Below are 20,676 nucleotides of genomic sequence, written 5' to 3'. Positions count from 1 at the left end.
ACAGTTTTTCCATGTCACTTCCCTCTGCCGATACGCCGCTCTATAACCATCCTTTGCCTGATATTGAGCAGTGGTTAAAAACCCATGATTGCCAGCAAGACCGTGAGGATTTGCACTGTTGGCACATTGAGCGCGCAGGCTGGAAGGCGGAACTGTGGCTGGATGTGGATCAATTAAGTGTGCGCTACTTTGGGTTTGGAGACGGCGATCGCGCCGTGCAGCGATCGTTCAAATACTCCCTCAGCCGCCACGATATTGAAGCAGCGATCTTTGCAGGACCTTAGCAAAAAAGCGCTTTGAAAGGAAATCTGGGAGCCGAAATAAACCCCCATCGGCTCCCATGTGTCTGTACTCTACACAAACCGAGAATAAAACTTTTAGGCGATCGTTGAATTCATCCAATCGGGTCGTTTCAATGAGTAACTTTATAGCCATACGCGAAAAGGGCAAGCCAACAACCATCCGTTATTCCTTATTTCTCAAGGATCTTTGTGTCCTAACCTCTTTATCCGTTGCCATAGCATAAAGACAAGTTCTTGGATTGCCCGTCACAATGATTGATCTTGAAGCATCCCAACCCACAGCGTCACCTTTGCTGGCAGTGACTTATCCAGATATTGAAGCCGCTGCCGCTCGACTTCAGGGATATGCCCATCACACGCCCGTTCTTATTTCAACCACGGTCGATCGACAAGTAGGCGGTCAGGTCTTTTTTAAATGCGAAAACTTTCAGCGAACGGGTTCCTTTAAATTTCGGGGTGCCTATAATGCGTTGGCGCAATTGTCGCCTGAACAACGGCAGCGGGGAGTAATTGCCTATTCATCGGGTAATCACGCCCAAGCGATCGCGCTTGCAGGTCGATTGCTCAACATTCCCGCCACAATTATCATGCCTGCCGATGCTCCAGCGGTAAAACAGGCTGCCACCCGTGATTATGGCGCAGAGGTCTTGCTCTACGATCGCGAAATGACGAACCGGGAAGAACTGGGAAAAACCCTGGCAGACGAGCGCGGCTTAACCTTAATTCCGCCCTATGACTACCCAACTGTGATTGCTGGACAGGGAACCGCTGCCAAAGAATTAATCGATGAAGTGGGGGAATTAGATGTGCTGTTGGTGTGCTGTGGCGGCGGTGGGTTGCTCTCTGGCTGCGCGATCGCGGCGCATACTCTATCACCGCAATGTCAGGTGGTGGGAGTGGAACCCAAGCGGGCGGATGATGCCACGCGATCGTTCTATAGCAAAACCCTACAAACAGTGCATAATCCTGACACGATCGCCGATGGCGCACGAACGCCCTGTTTAGGCACTTATACCTTTCCGCTCGTTTTAAACTATGTCACCGATATGGTCACGGTTTCCGAAGCCGCTATTCTTCGCAGCATGTTTTTCTTATGGGAACGCTTGAAAATTGTCGTAGAACCCACCGGAGCGATCGCCGCCGCCGCGCTACTAGAAGGAGTGCTACGGTTTCCCAATGCGCGGATTGGAGTCATTATCAGTGGCGGTAATGTAGATCTAAAACAAGCCGGAAAACTACTGGGAAAAGCTACTCAATCTAAAAAAGCGGTGCCTGAAAAACCGTTAGCTCAAGAGCTTAGTTAGTTCTGCGGCTTTAATATTATTTTCTCTATTGGAAATTTTCCTTAAGATTTTCCATCCTGTAATTCGGGTAACGCTGTTTTCCTCTATCTTTTGGTAATGTGCTTGACAGCTTGTTTAAGCTAATCTGCATTGTGAATCAAACATTGTGAATCAAAATATTGGGAGATTGCTGGAACTATGGGTTTCTTAGACAGAATTTTTGGTGGAAAGAAGGCTGAGGCGGCTCCTGCTGAAGCGGCTCCTGCAAATGCTCCTACAGGTGATGCTATTCCTGCTGAGCGAGTAGGTTTGAATGGTGAATATGATCAGAGTGGTTTGGCGAAACGGGTTGCTAAAGCCTTTGACGACGATGGACAAATTGATGACGTTGAAACTCTTTGGGTTGCTCAAACAGGCGGCACAGTGGTGTTGAAAGGTAAAGTGCCTAGTCAAGACTTTTTAAATAAGGCAACCTCTGTCGCCTCTGGCGTGAGTGGTGCAACTTCGGTGGATGCAAGTGGCGTAGAAATTGGCTAACAGCGCGGCTAGTTCGTTGGTCGTTTGATCCAAAATTGAAGATCCAAGATTGAAGAACAAAGGCTCAGTGCAAAATGGCTGAGCCTTTTGCGTATGATGATGGCAGTTTAGCAGTGTGAAACGATGGGACTTTTTGACCAAATTATCGGCGCGATCGCCAACCCGAATCAACAGGCAAACCCTGACCAAATGAGCGATATATTAGGCACGGTGCAGCAAATCGCCAGTAGTAATAACCTGGATGCTGGAACGGGCGAAACCATGGTGTCCATGCTAGGCGGACATGTGAGATCGGCGTTACAGCAACAGCAGGCTGAAGGCGGAGACTCTCAAGTCGCGGCGATCGTCAACCAGTTTGGCGGCATTGGCTCCAATCCTGCTGCGGTGAGTGCCCTGTTCTCTCCCGATCAACAAGCTCAGATCGCGACAGAAATTGCCCAGCGTACCGGATTGCCTGCTGGCACTATTCAAGGGCTGCTAGCTTCCCTGGTTCCCATCCTGCTTAATTTACTCGGTTCTGGCAAAACCACCGAAGGCAACTCGAATCCGCTACTCAACAACTTCTTAGACTCGAACAACGACGGCAACGTTGATCTAGGCGATGCCATGCGACTAGCAAGCCGTTTCATGCAATAGGGCAATGTTAGAGTTTTGAGTTTTGAGTTTTGAGTTCTGAGTTCTGAGTTTTTAAGGAGAGTCTTGGGCACAGCGGAATCCTGCAAAGATCTCGCGCACATGGGGATGATACCAATTGCGAAAGGTGTTTCGTAGAGTATACGATCGCGTTGCCCAACTGCCTCCCCGCAACACTCGATGCTGATGATCAAAATAGGTTTGAGAGTAGCCTTGGTAAGGATAGCTAGCGAAATCTGGATAGCCCTTAAACCATGAGCCAGTCCATTCCCACACGTTGCCCAACAGGTCATAGCATCCGTAGGGACTGACTCCTTGGGGGTAAGCATCTACTGAAGTCGTGTGTCCAATCCCGTGACCATAGTTACAGTGCTGCGGCGATGGATCTTCGTCGCCCCAGGGAAAAAGTAAGGATAGTTGGGCGGCACTTTTCCAGGCTGCCGCTTTTTCCCATTCGGCTTCGGTGGGCAATCGCTTGTTGATAAAGTTAGCGTAAGCTTCGGCTTCATACCAACTGATCCCACAAACGGGATACAGATTAAAAGCTGAGTCATCTGACCAATAAAACGGCTGGCTTACTGGATGCTGCTGTAGCCATTGCCAGCCTTCAACCGACCAGTAGGCTTGCGTTTGATAGCCGTCCGCCTGAATAAACAACTGGTATTGCTGGCACGTAACCGGATATTGATCAATCCAGTACGTTTCCAGATAGACCCGATGGGTGGGACGTTCGTTATCCAATGCCGCGATCGCCCCGCTTCCCATCTCAAAAACTCCCGCAGGAATTTGAATCATTGGATCAGGGGTGAGGGGCAAGAGGCAAGAGGTGAGGGCGAAGAGTTGGGGTGTTTCTTGTTGCGCTTTGATTGCCAAGACGATCGCGATCGTTTCACAATGCTGGCTTTCATGCTGCAATAACCATCGCCATAACCGTTCTTGCTGTTCGATTGGCGCAGTTTCCAAGTAGTCAAACACTTGCTCACGAATCGTGCCTAAATAGGCTTCAATTTCCGGCAAGGTCGGCAGTTTAACGCGATCGACTTTGGGTAAAACATCTGCTGCAAACAGGCGACGATATTCGGGAAACTGGGGTGCATATCCAGCAGAGCGTTCTAATAGCCACAGTGATTCAGTATAGGCAATATGCCCCAAATGCCAGCCCACAGGGCTAAAATCTGGATGGGCTTGGTAACAAAGCGTGTCGTAGTTCATGCTTTTAAACAACGACAGCGTGGATTCGCGGCATTCTGTCATGCCTTGGCGCAAGTGAGAAATGAGCAAATCGGTAGCTGAGAGTGAGTGGCTAGAGATTGTGGGTTTCGATGGTGAGGTCATGGGCAACGGTGAGAATGCTGCGATCGCAAAAGGAAATCCAATTGCCGTCAAACAGCGGCTCGGAAGCAATCAGAACGGCATCGGGAAACAAAACATCATCCCTCAGCCAATAGAGACTGGGCACCGGATCTCGGCTGGCATACCGAGCAGCAACCATTTCCTGTCCATTGCTCAGAATCAGATTTGCAGAAAAATCAGTCTGATACTTTTCGCCCAGGTTAGACAGTATATTGAGCGATCGCCCCAACGCATCTGTGATTGAAGCCTGCGGGTTCTCAACCAGTTCATTCACCAGCAGCGCAAAGATATGTTCAGAATCAGTTGTCCCTTGAATGGACTGATAAACTTTATCGCTCAATAGCTCTCGGATTGGACGATAAAGCGATTGGCGAAAATTATTAATAAAGCCATTATGAATGCCTAAAATTTTTTCAGATTGAAACGGTTGGCAGTTACTCAAATCAACCGGGATACCCGCTGTCGCACTCCGAACACTGGCTAACACACAGCCCGATTCAACATATCGGCTCAGGCTAGGCAAATTTATATCATTCCAAATGGGCAGCGTATTTTTGTAGACAAATGGCTCAACATCCCGCTGCGGATGATACCAACCCACTCCAAATCCATCAGCATTAAGTAGCCCCGCAGTCATCTCACGGGGCTGATAGCTTTGCTGAATCAAAGAATGTTCAGGCTTATAAAGAAGCTGGTCGAGGGGCACAGAAGCGCCAAAGTAGCCGAGTAAGCGGCACATAGGTTAAGAATAAAAGTAGGCTTTCCAAATCTTTACATAATTTTCTGAGAACTTGCTTAAACTCCTCCTTTGAAAGCCTCTTCAAGCGATCACCTTCCCCTTAGGAAGCGAGGTCAATCTTGTCAGAGACTCTAAGGAGAGTAGACATCACAAACTTATGTACTCAAACTTATGCACTAAGGATGAAGACAAACAGGTCAAAAATTTTTGATGATGGATCTCAGGTTTGAATTAGGAATTAGTAAACCTAATACGCAAAACGTTTTACTGTAGATCTCCGCTCGTATCTCTTAAGTATTTGTCTTAAGATTTCTGAGTACTTTGCTACAGAAGAAGCCAAATTACGACAAAATTTTCAATAGTCCGAATTTTTTTAAGGAGACCGTTATGAACTCTGTTCGCTGGCGCAAAATTCTTGCCCCATTGTTGATTAGTTTAGTGCTGTTTATCTCAGCCTGCGCGCCGACTCAGCAATCTCGCTATTCTCAGGTTCAAAAAGACACAACTCAACGGGGCGCACCTTCGGCAGTTGCCAAAAAAGCTGAACAAGGCGCGAAATTCAACAAGATTTTTCCCGATGGCGTTCGGGGTTATGAAGTCGTCGCTGCCCAAGAAAAGAAAGGGTTTGCTGAATATAAAGTGAACAAAGATGGCAAAAACGTGGCGATGCTGTCGATTAGCGACACGACTAGCGTCCCTTCTGCGGCTGCAAAATATCAAGCCGCAACCGAAAAAGTGGCGGGTTATCCTGCGGTAGATCAAGGCGCTAACGCCACCGGAATTTTAGTGAACGATCGCTATCAGGTAAAAATCCTTTCCCGCGATCCATCGTTTACTAAGGCAGATCGGGTGCAGTGGCTCCAAAAGTTTGACCTGAAAGCATTGGCAAAAATGAAACCCGCGATTGCGCCAGTTGCCACTCAAAAACCTGTCAATCAAGTCACTAAACTCCCCCCACTTCCGCAAAGAGCGCCTAATCCCTCTTTGGTGCCTCAACCTGCTGGCTAATTCTCCATTTTTTGCATAATTTAAAAGCGTCATGATTGCTACTCCCCGCACATTTCTCGTTCCTGCCTTATTGAGCCTGTCACTGGCTATGGTTGCGTGCGGTGAACAACCGCCCTCTCGCTATGACCAAGTTCAAAAAGAAACCCAAGGTCAATCAGCGGTTTCTAAACAAGCGGTCAACGGCAGTCAACTGAATCGGTATTTTCCTAAATCAGCTAACGGCTTTTCGGTGGTTCCTGCTCAGGAAAAGAAAGGGTTTGCAGAACACAAGGTCAATAAAGGCGGCAAGAACGTAGCGATGTTGTCTATCAGCGACACGATTAGTACGCCAGCGTCTGCCAGTAAATACCAACAAAGTACTACCAAAATTGCGGGTTTTCCTGCCGTTGACCAAGGGCAAAATGGAACTGGCATTCTAGTGGGCGATCGCTTTCAAGTTAAAGCTCAATCTCGTGATCCATCCTTTACCAAGCAAGACCGCGTAAATTGGATCCAAAAATTTAATCTAAACGGTCTGTCTCAAAAGAAATAAGGAGTCCTACCTGTGAGTAAATCGATTTTTGAACTCGTTGACGAACTCCCCACGGGCGGCATCACCGTAATGGCGATGAAGTCCCTTGATACGCTCATTCCCGGACAATGGCAAAATTTGACCGGATTTGATAACACCATTCGGGCGGTCACGGGCGAAACCGATGAAGCCCTGATCCAACAAATTGGGGAGCGTGCCGTTACCCTGTATAACGACAAATCCCAAGGATATCAGCGTGCCTACTGGCTCTATGACACCGTACAAGGGGGTTCTGGCTTGCTAGGAGCGGCTGCCCTTGCCAACCGGATTGGACAAGATACTTTTTTAGGCTTTCTCAAACACGTCAGCCCCAAACCAGAAAAAGCCCAAAGCATTGACCTCTCTGTCAAACTGGTGACGGAGCTAGTTGCCTTTTGCCAAATAAATGGTATTCCCGGCGACAGTATTGGTGACTTTTTAGGAGCTTTGGGCGACTACAGCGGCGAATCACTCATGCGAATGGCAGCTTTAGTATGCTTTGATGGGCTGATTCCACTCGGTCCTGAGTTTGCCGAAAAAGCGCTGGGCAATGTTCAAAGCAGTAATGCTTCAGATTTGGAAGGCAATCAAACCTACAAAAGCGTTAAGGATCTGATTCCCGGCAATAGCTCGGATGACAAGCTGGGCTTTATTGCCCAAAGTTTTGATTCCACAAAAGGGTGGATGAAAAACTTCGTCTCCTCTACTGGCGCGACCCAAAGTGGACTGATGAATAATCTAAAGGGCTTTATTGACTTTACTGACGACAAAGCGGATTATGTCGGTGCCCTGCTGGATATGAATGTGAAGTACTACCGTCATACGGGCATCCAAACGTTAGTACGACGCTTGATTGAGCGTGCTGTTGCTGAAATTTAGACGCTGAAGTTGAACTGTAGATCATCAGTCAGGGGGCTGACTTAGATGAACTCAATCTAAGTCAGTCCAGTTTTCTATTAATTTCCTTTGTGCCAACAAACCCAGTACAATTGTCTAGATTTACATTTATTAACAGTTCTACTGTCCTCAACCCGCAAAGTTTTATAATCCATTCTTAATGATTTGCAGCGATCGCTTTTCTTATCGCCGTTTTTCTAGATGATTGCTGGCAATGCATCACCACTAAGTTAGATATTAATTGGCAGAATCATTGCACTACTGGGGAGTTCGGCATGGCGCGTACCAGAATTTTGGTGGTGGAAGACGAACAACTTGTTGCAGATGATCTCAGAGAAACTCTGGAAATATTAGGATATGAAGTGTCTGGATTGGCGGTTTCTGGCGAAGAAGCGATCGCAAAGGTAGCTGCCACTCAGCCCCAGTTAGTTTTGATGGATATTCGGCTAGAAGGCGCAATGGACGGCATTGAAGCGTCTCACATTATCCAAACAGATTTTCAACTCCCGGTGGTTTACCTAACTGCCAATGCCGATCGCGCCACTTTAGAACGAGTGAAGCAATCTGAGCCGTTTGGCTATGTAATGAAGCCATTTAGCGAACGATCGCTGTCCACGACCATTGAAATTGCGATCGTTCGTCACCAGGCAGAACTAAAAGTGCAGAAAACCTTACAAACCGTTCAAGCTAGGAAAAATGCTGCTGAAGAACTAGCGCATGAAAAATCTGAATATCTCTGTCTGCTTGCTCACGAACTTCGCAATCCCCTAACTGCCATCAAATTTGCCGCAGAAGTGTTGCAAAGCCACAGTGAGCAATTGCCTGATGAAAAAAAAATGCGCTACATTCAGCGAATTCAAACCGCAACGAATAGCCTCAATAAACTTTTAGAAGATGTGCTAACCCTAGAGCATTCAAACGCGAATCCTTTGGAATGGTCACCTTTAGACGTAGAAGTAGTCGGCTTTTGCGAAGAGTTAATAGAAATGCTAAAGGTGAACTGCGACGATCATCACACCCTAGCTTTTTCTACTAATGTTAAGCAATATTATGCGTTTTTAGATGAAAAGCTTTTATGACATCTGTTAAACAATTTACTGAGCAACGCCGTTAAATATTCCCCAGCAGGCGGCACTGTGTCCTTAGAGTTGCACGGCGAACTCGATCGCTTTAGTCTAGGTATATCGGATCAAGGCATTGGCATTCCTCCCCAAACCCTGCCCCATTTGTTCACCCCCTTCTATCGAGCGGCTAATGTGGGGCAAATCCCTGGAACTGGACTTGGCTTAGCGATCGCCAAACAATGTGCAGAACTCCAAGGCGGCAACATCAGCGTTGATAGCACACTTGGACACGGCACTACATTTACAGTAGTCCTACCTAGAAAGAAGCAGTAGCGGAGTACAAAGTTTTGGGTTTCGGATTTTCCTACCCCCTGTTCTCTACTTCCTCATCAACTGCTTCACCCAATATCTCACAGCCCTGATCAATCGTTTAATGGGGCTGAACCAGCGATATTTTGCCTTAGCAGCAGGTAGTATGTCCAACTCGTCGCTGATTGTGGAAGGAATAATGTCCTTAACCTCGTAAAGACTATATTCTCCGCTTTTTCCTGGAATTTCTACCTGAAACGCCTGCCCGACTAAAACATGGTCTTTCGCTTCGGTATAAGCTTCTTTGGAAATCAGAAAGGTTGTTCCTAAAGGCTTATTAGCCGCCTCGATCCGACTTGCCAAATTTACTGCATCCCCGATCGCCGTCATCTTGGGATTTTTAGGATCGCCAATCGTACCAATTACAGTCCAGCCATAGTGAACGCCAATACCTATTTGTAGCCGCCGCTGATATAAGCCTTCTAAAGATGGATTCAACTCCTCCAACGCCGCCAGCATTGCCACGCCTGCTCGAATCGCTCGTTCTGCGGCGCGATCAGGATTATCTACGCCAAATAACGCCATAAAACCATCACCCATGTAGACATTGATCGTGCCACCATAGCGATTGATCACCTCTGCCATCCGCTGAAAGTAGCGGTTCAAAACATAAATCACATCGTAGGGCAGCACGGCTTCGGAGAAGGAAGTAAACCCACGAATATCTGCAAATAAAATAGCCACATGCTTTTCTTGCCCCAGCATGGAAGGCGCAACTTTTTTGGATACCTGATCAAAAAATATCGCTACGTCTTCCACGTCTAGTGACAACCGCCGTAGGGTGATTTTGCCTTCACGAGTAATCATCGTTTGGCACGCCAATCGCACACAAGGTTCAAAGCCTAACTGATCCGCTAAAACCTGTTCTTCTGGAGTGCGCGGCGCACAAAATTCTTGCCCATCCAAAATCAACACGCGACAAGTAGAACAGCGAGCATTGCCGCCACAGGCATGAGTATGAGGGATTCCCGCTTCCAAAGCCGCTGTGAGCAGTGTGTTAGCGTCTTCTGTTTCGATCAGTTTTTGGTCGGGTAAATAAAAAATTTGTGTCATTGTGGGGGCTGGCATCACCGTATGGTTGAATCTACACTGAACCCACTGAGAAGCCCGGATTAAAACACTCCACGCATTAAATGGTTCGTTTCTTCACGATTTATAGTGTCTCAAAACAGACCTTAAAACAAATTAACAGCACCCTATAGATCGCCATTGTAGCGGTTGGAGGCGATCGCGTCCCTCACCTATTCCACTGATCAGTGTGTCTTTATCTTTCCCCAATTCTCGGCTTTTTATTCCCCTGTTTGCTACGGTTCCTAGCCGCGCCGCTCGATACTCCGCGATCGCCTAGTCCAGCTTTTTGCATAGCTGCGTTATAAATCGCCTCATTTGCCGCCGCCGATTGAAACAAATTCACAACTGGATTGGGATAATTCACGCCCAACTTGACGTTAAAGCGCTGTTGCTCCACTGGGAGAAGTAGCCAGGGTTCATGCACTTTGCCTGCGGGAACCTGTGCTAGTTCGGGCAGCCAATATTTTACATAGTCGCCATTGGGATCGTAGTCCTTAGACTGCTTGAGAATGTTGAAAAAGCGAAAGCCACGGGCATCATTGCCAACACCTGCTGTATAGTTCCAGTTGCCCCAATTGCTGCACACGTCGTAATCCACTAGCAGCGACTCAAACCACTCTGCGCCCATTTGCCAGTTAATGCCCAAATTTTTGGTAAGAAAACTAGCAACATTTTGTCGCCCGCGATTAGACATAAATCCGGTAGCAGCAATTTCGCGCATATTAGCATCCACTAGGGGAAAGCCCGTTTGACCGTTGCGCCACAGGTCAAATCGCTGCCAATCTTCTTTCCAGGGAATCGGGATTCCTTGCAGTCCAGACAATCGGAAAATGCGATCACCATGCTTATTGCAAATAAACCGGAAATAATCCCGCCACAGTAGTTCAAAAATCAGCCAGTAGGTCGAATCGTTTTGGACTCGCTGGGTTTCATATTTTTGCACTTGCTCAAAAATATAGCGAGGCGAAAGACAGCCCAACGCCAGCCAGGGAGAGAATTTTGAGGAATAATTGGCACCGATCATCCCGTTTCGAGTTTCTTTATAAGTTTTGAGGCAATCTTGCTGCCAAAAGTAGTGATTCAGCCTAGCTTTACCTGCGGTTTCGCCGCCCTCAAATTTCAGCACCGCGCGATCGTCGAAAGTAGGCAAGTCTAACCCAAAGGTGGATAACGAGGGCAACTCGCCAGGTTCTACAGGGGGCAGTGGCGGCAATTTTTCGGGCGTGGGAAAGGTGGGATTAAGGGTGCTGACTTTTTCAATCTGCTTGCGAAAGTTAGTGAATACTTCTGGCAGTTGGCTCACTTCAAAAGGCAAATCAGCAGGGTGATACAGCGTGTGTCCCCAAAAGCGCTGACACTGAACCCCGATCGCCGCGAGGGCGCGATTCACTGCATTTTCCACCGCAATTTCTTCTGAGGTGACTTCTGGGTGGTAGTAAACCGCTGTGATCCCCCACTGGTCTACCAAAGCAGGGATCACCGTTTCTGGAGTGCCCTGACGAATGATCAAATTGCTGCCAAGGGACTGGAGCGATCGCCGCAAATTTGCCACACTTTCTAGCAAAAACTGCGCCCGAAATGCGCCCGTTTTAGGAAAGCCAAAAGAGGTTTGCCCAAACTGACGCGGCTCAAAACAATAAAGCGGCAGCAAAAAATCAGGGTTTGCTTGAATGGCACGGTGCAAAGGTTCGTGGTCGTGCGATCTCAAATCGTTACGAAACCAAATCAAAATTCGCTGATCAGTCATGGGGGCGGCTTAAGCAACACGTCCCGTTACTCTACCAGTGTCCAATCGATTTTGGATGAGTTCCAGATGGGATAGTCTCGACAAATCTCAGAGTTTTGCTTTTGCAGCGTTAGTGCTTGACTGTAGCTAGACAACGCCGCTTGATATTGCTTTAACTCTTTCAACACCGATCCCCGAAACAGCCACGCTTCACGATTCGTATTCGATAAATCTATGGCGCGGTCAAAACTGGCAAGGGCAGCCTTGTAGTGCTGCAAGTGAACTAACACGACTCCGTGAAATACCCAGGTTTTAGACCGATTAGGTTGAATGCGGAGCGCGGCTTCAAAACTGGCAAGAGCAGCCTCGTAATAGCCTTGCTTGGTCAAAACGGCACCCCGGCTACACCACAAACGATGAAGCGTTTTGGTCGTCAATAGAGTGCTTGCGTTAAGCGACGATCGTTGCGTATAGCGCTTGGATAGAAGACAAGGATTTGAGGAGACAGTAGATAGACCCATAGTATTTCTTGACAAGATCAAAGACTTAAGGTTAGTCAATGCCGCTTTTACACTCTCAATAGGCATAGTTGGCTTGTATATTCTGGCTTTTATAAGCCATATTCCTTATCCGCCATTATGCTCAACTTTTGATATCGGTAAGCAGCGTTTTTAGTGGAAGTAGTTTTATAGCTCTCGCGTTTCAATATATCTGTACTTTGTTGGATTGCACAGGGGGTTTTAACCCTTAATTGCAAGGTTAATTTGTCCTGAAGCAAATTATTTCTTGCGGTAGTCCATCCCCCCTTAGAGGGACTCATGTCCCCAACTCTTGCCTGAGAATGTAAACTATTGCTGCAATTCCTATCAAAGTGGAAGGGGCAATTAGACAATATCGCCAACTTGGATTTTTTTGGAGATGACCTAATGTTAAATATGCCGTTGTTTGCCGTGGCTGAAAGAGCGGTCAATTGGAGTCCTAGCGTTGCAGTGGTGATGATCGTCTGCAATATCATCGCGATCGCGATTGGTCGAGCTACCATCAGTCGGAAAAACGTTGGTCCTGCACCCACTACTTTTGGTGGCATGAGTTTAGCGGCTTTAATCGGCTCAGCTTCTCTGGGGCACATTTTGGGAGCAGGCGCGATTTTAGGGCTGTCTAATCTAGGCGTTTTGTAACTTGCCTTTAAGTCAATAAGTGCCATAAACAAAGAAGCCGGGAAAACATTCCTAGCTTCTTTGTTTTTAATCAATCTCACTTTTGGAGTGGTTGCTGATTGGACTATCGCCTTGAGTAGTCAGAGGCTAAACGCCGTGCTTTTACGGGCGATCGCGGCTGACTCACTTGCAACTGATTGACTCGAACCTGCGGCTCAGTTGCCTGCTTTAAGTGATGAACAATTTCTAAGGTTTGCAATCCATCTAAAACCGCTGCCCGAATAATCGGATCTTCCTCGCGCTGGAGCATGACCCGAAAATAGTCGGCAATTTGACGACGGGAAGGAATTTTGGCGAGATTGGGGTGGCGGTTTGTAGGGAGCGATCGCCGATCCAAACGAGACTGATCATCTAATACAGAAATCGAGTCCGTCAGTTGACGAACTGCCAATAGGCGTTTCAAAGGATCTTCATGCGCCAAATCAAACAGCAGTTGATTGATTTGCAGGGGAGCGTGAGACTCTTGGCGATTGCAGATTTGCCACACCAGCAGCCCTAAGCCAGTCAGCGTTCCCATTCCCTGCAAGATTGCCCCGGATGCAATCCAAGCGCTATCGGATTCCGCCCAAATTGCAGCAGCGAGATAGGTGCTAAAGGTGGCGATCGCCCCAGTACCCGCAGCAACCAGAAAGGGTTGGTTCCACCCTTGTAGCAGTTGACGAAGTGCCACAGCATTGATGGAGGGCTTCCAGTCATGCATCAGATACACCAGCAGCATCGCCACAATGCCGGTGCCTGTGGCAAACACTAACCGACTGTTCCAATACAGCAGGGCGATCGCGCCAGTGGTTACTACCACCCATCCCCCTGATCCGAAGCCATGCCTCGAGGAAAACCGTTTAAGCGTTTGCGTCTTAAGTTTTGCCAACGGTAAATCTTGAATCGCGCTGACTAAAAATCGCCCACGAAATGTATCTTTTGCTGCATGAGATGAAGCTTTTGTCACCGTGCCAAGCCGCCTAAAAAGTATTGCAAGCAAAAATTCAGCTTTACATCTATAGATTCTACAACTGGAATACCTTGCCTGCGGTTAGATCTAGAAATTTGATGATGAGAGTTTGTAATGATTCGGTACAATCGAGGTCATAGGCTTACAGCAAAGGAATTTTGGAGTGGTTACTCTTGGTGTCAATATTGACCATATCGCAACCATTCGGCAAGCGCGACGAACCATAGAACCCGACCCAATCGCGGCGGCGATATTGGCAGAACTAGGCGGCGCGGATGGCATCACCGTCCATTTACGAGAAGATCGACGACATATTCAAGATCGGGATGTGCAATTGTTGCGTCAAACCGTGCGAACCCACTTGAACCTGGAGATGGCAGCAACCGACGAAATGGCGGCGATCGCCCTTGAAGTGAAACCAGATTATGTGACATTGGTTCCAGAACGCCGAGAAGAGGTGACCACAGAAGGCGGATTAGATATCGCCGGACAAGCCGAACGTATGGCTCAAGTGGTTAAGGAACTGCAAGCCGCCGGAATTCCGGTTAGTTTATTCATTGATGCAGATATCGCTCAAATTGAGGCTTCTAGTTTAGCAGGAGCCAAATTTATCGAACTGCACACCGGGCGCTATGCCGAGGCGAAAGGAGAAGCCGCACAACAAAAAGAACTTGAAGTGCTAGAAGATGGGTGCAAACGGGCGATCGCGGCTGGGCTGAGAGTGAATGCAGGACACGGGTTGACCTATTGGAACGCCTACCCGATAGCCTGCCTGCCAGGGATGGAAGAATTGAATATTGGGCACACGATTATCAGTCGAGCGGCGCTGGTTGGCATGGAACTCGCCGTGCGTGATATGAAGCGTGTTATTCACGGTAATTCATAAAAGTTATGATTTTTTTTGCTGTAGGGTTTGAATTCAGCGATCGAATCCATCAGGCTCCTCGGTAAGATCAAATCCTACAATTCAAACTCACAACAAAACTCACAATTTATTAGGTCAAAACGGTTCATCATGCAAACTTATTACTTCACACTGGCGAGTCAAAAATTTCTTGAGGGAGAAGCCCTTGACGAAGTGCTAAAAGAGCGCACCCGATATTATCGAGAGCAAGAAAAAGCAATAGACTTTTGGCTCGTTCATCAACCTGCCTTTTTGGAAGCTCCAGAGATGGCGGATCTTAAAAGTCAGTGTCCTCAGCCTGCTAGCGCCATAATTTCCACCAACCCGCAGTTTATAAACTGGCTAAAACTGCGACTAGAATTTGTTATTACTGGAGAGTTTCAAGCTCCCTCAGATACGATCCCGCAAGCGATCGCTTCTTTAGCCTCTGCACCCTAGGAGAATTTGTTGATTTTCTATATCCAGCAGGCTGGTAACAGAAGTATCGCCCCGTCTTTAACCTCTCATCGCTCAAGGTTATGCACCTTATGATTTCCGCGCACTATCGATGTGGTTTTGCTTTGTTAAGCGGCTCTATTTTGTTGACAGCAGGGACGAAAGTTTACGCTCAAGCTTTGCCTCCTGCCGAAATTCCTGCCCCTCAAACGGCTAGTTATGCAATCTGCCAGCCACCGGCACCGAGTGAGTATCTATTGCTGGTGGTGACTCGTACCCCTGAGAGCCAAACTCAAGTACAACAGCTTTTGCCGCCCAATACCTCTGTGAATACTTGTAACTACTTAGACGACACGGTAACTCGTGTAGGTGGGTTTAGAACTGTTGAACGAGCCAATGCTTGGGCAAAGTATATGACAGAGACGACTGGTTTAGCAGCTTTTGTGGCTCGCCCTGCGGAAAGTCCTCAAACCTCATCGACGACTGCACCGACTGCACCGACTGCGATCGCGCCCCAAAAGCCAGCCCCCGCACCTTCCACGGCACCCAAACCAAATGGCTTATCCCAACCGAATGATGCTAGCTATAGTCCTAAACCCCTAGGGGCGGGCTATGCCGTGTTGGTTGACTACCAAAATCAACCTGAAATGGCAGTCAAAGTCCGGCAAATCCTTGGAAAAGATGTGGGACTGGCTGCTTATGGACAACGTCCCTATCTATTGGCGGTTTACACGGCTGATTCCAATGCGGCAAATGCGGCGCTGCAACAGTTGAGCGATCGCGGCTTTTGGGCAACTCTTGTCGATAGTCGTCGCGTCATTTTACTGCGCCGCAATGTTTCACTTCCCTCTACGGCTGCCACGAGTCGATAATATTTCAAGGCGCGATCGCCATGGGGAACGTTTCTACCAATCGTGGCTCTGCACGGGTTTAAGAAATTTTTTGGTGCTTAACCGCGAGTCTGTAGCGCTGGTTCTTCTTTCACGCAAAGTCGTTCGATCGCCTGATCTGCGGTAATTAGGCGCTTAAGAACCACTTGTCCAATATTTTTACCCTCGGATTCCAGTTGAATGTGTTCACCCGGCTTAACCTCTAACATCAACACCGCCTCTTCAACCCGATAAAGACACAGTTTTGCGTCATTCTCCCAAATAAAAAGCTCCAGTTGCTCAATATAGGGTTTTCGTCGCCAAGCGCTTTCGCTCCATAGTCCGCTGAGTTCCCAAACTCGACCGATTAACCAACCCTCTGATAAAAAAAAGTATTTCACAACCTTTAAAAGTCCTGAAACTCGTGGTTTTACAGCAGTACAAGGAGAAGTTAAGACAACAACTGTCCGTTATTCCTTACCTCTCAAGGATTTTTGTGTCTAACCTATTCATCCGTTGCTATACCTCGCCATCAGTTTAGCTGATACTTTTTGCATCTGGTTCCTTTAAAGCGCAAGATTGGCAAAATGATCCCCGTTAACGCATCAGTTTTCTAAGACGGTCAAGTCCATGTGAGATGATGGAAAATATGCTTTTTGTTCAGTAACAAATTACTCAGAAGATTATGGCTCGAATTCAATTCGCTAAGGGTATGGACGAAGATGTGATTCCCGACGTTCGTTTGACTCGTTCTCGCGATGGCAGCAACGGGACGGCAACGTTTTACTTTGAGAATCCTAAGGCTCTCAGCCCTCAAAATACTGAAGCCGTGACAGGGATGTATCTGATCGATGAAGAAGGTGAACTCACGACCAGAGAAGTAAAAGCTAAGTTTATTAATGGTCAACCAGCAGCGATTGAAGCGCTTTACGTGATTAAATCGGAGGAAGAATGGGATCGCTTTCTGCGATTTATGGATCGGTTTGCTGAGCAAAATGGGCTGGGCTTGACCCAATCTGAATCTGAGTCTAAATCTGAATAACGAGGAGAGGCGATCGCAGAGGCAAGCAACGCTTTTGCCATTGCCTTATCATTACCGTTTCTGTGCGATTTTATGAGCTTTACTCCTCATCCTGATACCGCTCTAATTTCGCTCAATTGTGCGGTTATGACTGTGAGCGATACCCGCACCCCGGTCACCGATCGCAGTGGTCAATTGCTCCAACAGTTATTTATAGAATCCGCTCATCAGGTGACGGCTTATACCATTATTCAAGACGAACCTACCCAAATCGAGCAACAATTACACTGGTTGGCAAACCGATCTGATGTGGATGTGATCATTCTGAATGGAGGCACTGGAATTGCTCCACGAGACACCACCTATGATGTGGTTGAGCGTTTGCTGGAAAAAAGCCTGCCCGGATTTGGAGAGATATTTCGCTGGCTCAGCTATGCAGAAATTGGTTCACGGGCGATCGCTTCACGGGCAATCGCAGGTGTTTTTCTAGAAACATTAATCTTCTCGTTACCAGGTTCAAGCAATGCTGTTTTGTTGGCAATGCAAAAGCTGATTTTGCCAGAAATCCGACATTTGGTTCGCCAACTGAGAACGGGAGATTCCTAAAACTACTAGCTGAAGCACCATCAAAAGCCAAGCCTGTTGCATAGGCTTGGCTTTTGATTATTGACGATTAAATCTAGTGAGTGAGCGCAACTATTGCGGTTTTTGAACACTGGCTTGCTTCCCAGTCGTGGGTCGATTGGGTTGTGCCAAAAGAATTTTCTCTAGAACCGAAACTGCACGTGAATATTGAGGATCTTGTAGGGTTGCCAACAACTTTGGATTAGAAGACAACGTTTGTTTATCGATTTCTGTCAGGTCAATTTTGACATCGGGGGCAATTCCTTTCTGGCTAATATCGGTGCCTTTAGGAGTGTAGTAATGGGCAATGGTCACGGCTAACCCTGACCCATCCGCTAAGTTATGCACCGATTGCACCAACGCCTTACCAAAGGTTTGGCTACCCACCACTGTTGCCCGACCGTTATCTTTCAACGCACCCGTCAAGATTTCGCTAGAGCTTGCAGAATTTCCATCGACTAACACCACTAAGGGCAAATTGGTTAATGCGGTTTGATTTGCAGAAATTTCTTCATTTTTACCCCGGCGATCGACCGTGCGAACGATCGCGCCATCCCCCATCCACATCCGGCTAATCTCAATACTAGACTGCAATAATCCGCCTGGATTGCCGCGCAAATCTAGCACAAATCCATCTGCCTTTTGACCCTGTAAGTTCTTAATCGCCCGCCGCATCTGATCGGCTGCATGGGAACTAAATTCGTTCAAACGAATATACCCAATTTTGCTTTTACCCTCTTGCTTCAGAGAATATCGCACCGTTGCCAACTCAATCCGGGCACGAGTGATAGACACTACAAAAGGCTGTCCTTGATCCCGACGAATTTCTAGGCTAACTTTTGTGCCAACATCACCCCGAATTAAGTTGGAAGCATTTTCTACTGTCATACCCTGCGTTTGCTTGCCGTTGATCGATACAATGCGATCTCCCGACTGAATGCCCGCTTTAAGTGCAGGAGAATTTTCAATCGGTTCTACAACGGTCAATGCCTTTGTCTTCTCACCCACTTCTAAGCGAATACCAATCCCAGAAAGCTCTCCAGACGTTTGATTAGTGAGTGCCTCATACTGCTTTGGATTCATAAAGCGAGTATAGGGATCATCCAATTTTTCTAACTCTTTGCGAAGCGCTGTATAAGCCTGCTCACGAGAGCTATAGCTTTTATCTAAAAGGCGTTGTCGAACCTGTTGCCAATCAACTCGATTGAACGTGTCGTCTACGTATTCCCGATTAACAATTTGCCATGCTTCGTCCAGAACGGCTTTAGGACTATCCTGCAAAGCTGCTTTTACACGACCCAGACCGGGACCAAACAAGGATACTGCGGCAGTAGCCACAACTGCTCCTCCGCAAAGCGCCAACTTTGAGAGTGAAACGTGCTTCAAGGTTCGGTTCATTAGAGATAACTCAGAGAGCTAATGGATTAATTTTCTAGGGTACAGGTAGGTTACATGAGTCTATAAAAAGCAAGCAGCCTTAAAACACATGCAAACTACTACAGGTGCAAACTGACTTTAACCGGAAAATTTGACGGAACTGATGCACCGCCTGGATTCTATGACAACAATAGCGAAATCAAGGACTTGCAATTGATCCAAAAGATGACAGTTCTTCAATTGTCTTACCCGATTAAGCCCAGCTAACAGGTTAGGTGAAGCTTAAAAACTAAATTATAGTCTTTGCGTTAATTTAACTGAAATCGTCTGATTCGACTAGGTTTAAACCGTAAATTTTACTAAAGCTTTCATAATCCCTTGCTATTTTTGCATCGCGATCGCCCGGCGATTCCCAAACGCAACTCAGCAAAATTCGCGATCGCCTGAAAAATCTTGCCAATCACTAACCCTCACCACGCTACAACGTTGCCCTTATTCCCTTGCATCTCTCAGGGCAAACCCATCAAAATCTAACCTCGCTTTCAGGTCTGACGTTGCTTATCACCCGCCGCAGAAGGACTTAAATACTCAACAAGAATTTCTCGACGGTCAGGGGCATAGGCGTTATTAGCTTGTGCTGCTAGTTTCCGCTAATTTCAACTAAGGCTTCACCAGATTGTAAAAGCTCTAATGCTTTTGGTAAAGTAGCACTCAAAATTTCTTGCAACTGAGCATTTGAGGTGTTACCGCAAGTCAGCCAGATTATTTGCGGCGGTGCGCCAAAACGCTCCACTAAATCAACAAAATCACTGTCTTTAGTCATGAAAATAATGCCTTGAGCCTTTGCTACCTCAAAAATCTTAGAATCTTCAGCGTCTCTCAAGCCAATATCTCGTAAAGCTAATGCTGTTACTCCAAAAGTGCTACTAATCCAAGTTGCAATCGCAGGCGACAAGTGCGCATCTACCCAAATTGTCATGCGACCAGCACTGGATGATTAAGCTTACGTGAGGCATATAGAAGTGCTGCTTTCAAATCATTCGCTTCTAAATCAGGCATTTCTTCTAAGATTTGCTCAGCACTCAGTCCAGCCGCAAATAAATCCAGTACATCCGAAACTCTAATTCTCATGCCACGAATGCAAGGGCGACCACCGCACTGTCTTGGATTGACTGTAATTCTTTTAAGCAAATCTGACATAGGGCTTCACTCCATCATAAATTCTGATCCTAATATTTTTTGTAGAGATACTACTTGTCCCAATATTCAATCGAAATTCATCAAATTTCCACTACATTTGCAACCAGTCTGCAATCTCTGAATGACTTTGAAAGAGCTTAGTTGTATCTTCCTCAAACTCAAAACCATTGGGATTAACTACTTTGTAGGTGTAGCAGAACTCTTTACAACCAGGGTAAGGTGCGCCATCGTCATATTCCCGTTCATATTTAATGGATACTCCATCATTAAAATGATGAACTTGCCGCGTTATCTCAATAGTGCTACCTGTAGGATCGTTTTTGGTTTTTGATTGAGAGTCACTGCTCACAATTTTATAAGGGCTGGCTGCGCCCTCAATCGCTTTAACGTATTCAATAAGACGCTTCATTGAATACTTGCTCACCGTTATGTTGCGGACATCTTTTTCTGTTATCCTACATAAACTTTTGGGGTGATGTCACGACGGGGAATTTAGTAAGCTAACTATTGTTAGAGAGAAAGTTTCCGCATAACATCCCTGATCTAGT

The 20,676-nt window shown here is 46.9% G+C and carries 26 protein-coding genes; 15 read left to right on the top strand and 11 right to left on the bottom strand.

All coding sequences use genetic code 11. The annotated features are described in order from the left end of the window. Positions 1–11 precede the first annotated feature (11 nt). The 4 genes from AB3R30_RS20650 (at position 12) to AB3R30_RS20635 (ending at position 2,758) form a co-directional block, all read left to right on the top strand. Positions 12–284, top strand: coding sequence for a DUF3143 domain-containing protein (locus AB3R30_RS20650; RefSeq protein WP_458651102.1), 273 nt, complete (start codon positions 12–14; stop codon positions 282–284). 269 nt (positions 285–553) lie between these two features. Further along, positions 554–1,606, top strand: a complete 1,053-nt coding sequence (locus tag AB3R30_RS20645; protein ID WP_458651101.1) for a threo-3-hydroxy-L-aspartate ammonia-lyase — start codon at positions 554–556, stop codon at positions 1,604–1,606. Positions 1,607–1,783: 177 nt separating this feature from the next. Then, a complete protein-coding gene (locus AB3R30_RS20640) occupies positions 1,784–2,122 on the top strand; it encodes a BON domain-containing protein (RefSeq protein WP_458651100.1) in 339 nt (112 codons plus the stop codon). 123 nt (positions 2,123–2,245) lie between these two features. After that, entirely contained in the window at positions 2,246–2,758 is a 513-nt protein-coding gene (locus tag AB3R30_RS20635; protein ID WP_458651099.1) for a hypothetical protein, read from the top strand. 51 nt (positions 2,759–2,809) lie between these two features. Here AB3R30_RS20635 and egtB read toward each other — a convergent pair whose 3' ends face one another. Both egtB and egtC read right to left on the bottom strand, forming a co-directional pair. Then, positions 2,810–4,090, bottom strand: a complete 1,281-nt coding sequence (egtB, locus tag AB3R30_RS20630; RefSeq protein ID WP_458651098.1) for an ergothioneine biosynthesis protein EgtB — start codon at positions 4,088–4,090, stop codon at positions 2,810–2,812. Next, on the bottom strand, positions 4,059–4,847 hold the full coding sequence (gene egtC / locus AB3R30_RS20625) for an ergothioneine biosynthesis protein EgtC (protein WP_458651097.1): 789 nt from the start codon (positions 4,845–4,847) through the stop codon (positions 4,059–4,061). The genes egtB and egtC overlap by 32 nt, the downstream gene beginning before the upstream one ends. Before the next feature lie 387 nt (positions 4,848–5,234). On the opposite strand from egtC, the gene AB3R30_RS20620 reads away from it, so the two are divergent. The 5 genes from AB3R30_RS20620 (at position 5,235) to AB3R30_RS20600 (ending at position 8,699) form a co-directional block, all read left to right on the top strand. Continuing rightward, complete coding sequence (locus AB3R30_RS20620; protein ID WP_458651096.1) at positions 5,235–5,855, top strand: hypothetical protein; 621 nt, start codon at positions 5,235–5,237, stop codon at positions 5,853–5,855. Between the two features lie 31 nt (positions 5,856–5,886). Next, complete coding sequence (locus AB3R30_RS20615) at positions 5,887–6,387, top strand: hypothetical protein (RefSeq protein WP_458651095.1); 501 nt, start codon at positions 5,887–5,889, stop codon at positions 6,385–6,387. A 12-nt stretch (positions 6,388–6,399) separates the two neighbouring features. After that, a complete protein-coding gene (locus tag AB3R30_RS20610; protein WP_458651094.1) occupies positions 6,400–7,284 on the top strand; it encodes a hypothetical protein in 885 nt (294 codons plus the stop codon). A gap of 293 nt (positions 7,285–7,577) precedes the next feature. After that, positions 7,578–8,381: a hybrid sensor histidine kinase/response regulator gene (locus tag AB3R30_RS20605; RefSeq protein ID WP_458651093.1), complete on the top strand. Its 804-nt coding sequence runs from the start codon at positions 7,578–7,580 to the stop codon at positions 8,379–8,381. Positions 8,382–8,384: 3 nt separating this feature from the next. Next, entirely contained in the window at positions 8,385–8,699 is a 315-nt protein-coding gene (locus AB3R30_RS20600; protein ID WP_458651116.1) for a sensor histidine kinase, read from the top strand. Positions 8,700–8,744: 45 nt separating this feature from the next. On the opposite strand, the gene AB3R30_RS20595 is transcribed toward AB3R30_RS20600, so the two are convergent. The 3 genes from AB3R30_RS20595 to AB3R30_RS20585 all read right to left on the bottom strand — a co-directional run bounded on the left by AB3R30_RS20595 (position 8,745) and on the right by AB3R30_RS20585 (position 12,053). After that, positions 8,745–9,788: an adenylate/guanylate cyclase domain-containing protein gene (locus AB3R30_RS20595; RefSeq protein ID WP_458651092.1), complete on the bottom strand. Its 1,044-nt coding sequence runs from the start codon at positions 9,786–9,788 to the stop codon at positions 8,745–8,747. Positions 9,789–9,999: 211 nt separating this feature from the next. Next, positions 10,000–11,553: a DASH family cryptochrome gene (locus AB3R30_RS20590; RefSeq protein ID WP_458651091.1), complete on the bottom strand. Its 1,554-nt coding sequence runs from the start codon at positions 11,551–11,553 to the stop codon at positions 10,000–10,002. A 26-nt stretch (positions 11,554–11,579) separates the two neighbouring features. Then, entirely contained in the window at positions 11,580–12,053 is a 474-nt protein-coding gene (locus AB3R30_RS20585; RefSeq protein WP_458651090.1) for a tetratricopeptide repeat protein, read from the bottom strand. Between the two features lie 405 nt (positions 12,054–12,458). Between AB3R30_RS20585 and psaK the strand changes: the two genes are divergently transcribed. Continuing rightward, a complete protein-coding gene (gene psaK / locus AB3R30_RS20580) occupies positions 12,459–12,710 on the top strand; it encodes a photosystem I reaction center subunit PsaK (protein ID WP_458651089.1) in 252 nt (83 codons plus the stop codon). Between the two features lie 103 nt (positions 12,711–12,813). On the opposite strand, the gene AB3R30_RS20575 is transcribed toward psaK, so the two are convergent. Further along, on the bottom strand, positions 12,814–13,695 hold the full coding sequence (locus AB3R30_RS20575) for a hypothetical protein (protein ID WP_458651088.1): 882 nt from the start codon (positions 13,693–13,695) through the stop codon (positions 12,814–12,816). A 166-nt stretch (positions 13,696–13,861) separates the two neighbouring features. Here AB3R30_RS20575 and AB3R30_RS20570 point away from each other — a divergent pair, with 166 nt between their 5' ends. From AB3R30_RS20570 to AB3R30_RS20560, 3 genes are all read left to right on the top strand, one after another. Beyond that, complete coding sequence (locus AB3R30_RS20570) at positions 13,862–14,584, top strand: pyridoxine 5'-phosphate synthase (protein WP_458651087.1); 723 nt, start codon at positions 13,862–13,864, stop codon at positions 14,582–14,584. A 129-nt stretch (positions 14,585–14,713) separates the two neighbouring features. After that, positions 14,714–15,040, top strand: a complete 327-nt coding sequence (locus tag AB3R30_RS20565) for an MgPME-cyclase complex family protein (RefSeq protein WP_458651086.1) — start codon at positions 14,714–14,716, stop codon at positions 15,038–15,040. Between the two features lie 89 nt (positions 15,041–15,129). Further along, positions 15,130–15,909: a hypothetical protein gene (locus tag AB3R30_RS20560; RefSeq protein WP_458651085.1), complete on the top strand. Its 780-nt coding sequence runs from the start codon at positions 15,130–15,132 to the stop codon at positions 15,907–15,909. Positions 15,910–15,986: 77 nt separating this feature from the next. Here AB3R30_RS20560 and AB3R30_RS20555 read toward each other — a convergent pair whose 3' ends face one another. Then, the gene (locus tag AB3R30_RS20555; protein ID WP_458651084.1) at positions 15,987–16,307 is read right to left on the bottom strand and encodes a hypothetical protein; all 321 of its coding nucleotides are present in this window, start codon (positions 16,305–16,307) and stop codon (positions 15,987–15,989) included. Between the two features lie 284 nt (positions 16,308–16,591). Between AB3R30_RS20555 and psb28 the strand changes: the two genes are divergently transcribed. Together psb28 and AB3R30_RS20545 are read left to right on the top strand one after the other, a co-directional pair. Next, a complete protein-coding gene (gene psb28, locus AB3R30_RS20550; RefSeq protein ID WP_458651083.1) occupies positions 16,592–16,948 on the top strand; it encodes a photosystem II reaction center protein Psb28 in 357 nt (118 codons plus the stop codon). A gap of 72 nt (positions 16,949–17,020) precedes the next feature. Further along, positions 17,021–17,533, top strand: a complete 513-nt coding sequence (locus AB3R30_RS20545; RefSeq protein WP_458651082.1) for a MogA/MoaB family molybdenum cofactor biosynthesis protein — start codon at positions 17,021–17,023, stop codon at positions 17,531–17,533. Positions 17,534–17,623: 90 nt separating this feature from the next. Here the strand turns inward: AB3R30_RS20545 and ctpB are convergent, their stop codons facing one another. From ctpB to AB3R30_RS20525, 4 genes are all read right to left on the bottom strand, one after another. Further along, positions 17,624–18,889 (bottom strand): carboxyl-terminal processing protease CtpB, encoded by a 1,266-nt coding sequence (gene ctpB / locus AB3R30_RS20540; protein ID WP_458651081.1) that lies wholly within the window; start codon positions 18,887–18,889, stop codon positions 17,624–17,626. Positions 18,890–19,568: 679 nt separating this feature from the next. Further along, entirely contained in the window at positions 19,569–19,907 is a 339-nt protein-coding gene (locus AB3R30_RS20535; RefSeq protein WP_458651080.1) for a DUF5615 family PIN-like protein, read from the bottom strand. Next, positions 19,904–20,128, bottom strand: coding sequence for a DUF433 domain-containing protein (locus tag AB3R30_RS20530; protein WP_458651079.1), 225 nt, complete (start codon positions 20,126–20,128; stop codon positions 19,904–19,906). Before AB3R30_RS20530 ends, AB3R30_RS20535 begins: the two co-directional genes overlap by 4 nt. Before the next feature lie 91 nt (positions 20,129–20,219). Continuing rightward, a complete protein-coding gene (locus AB3R30_RS20525) occupies positions 20,220–20,537 on the bottom strand; it encodes a hypothetical protein (RefSeq protein ID WP_458651078.1) in 318 nt (105 codons plus the stop codon). Between the last annotated feature and the right edge of the window lie 139 nt (positions 20,538–20,676).

It is taken from the genome of Sivoneniella epilithica UHCC 1019, assembly GCF_040830845.1.
Lineage (GTDB): Bacteria > Cyanobacteriota > Cyanobacteriia > Leptolyngbyales > Leptolyngbyaceae > ULC077BIN1.
Note: the sequence above shows the minus strand (reverse complement) of the source record. Positions and strands in the feature narration are given on the sequence as shown.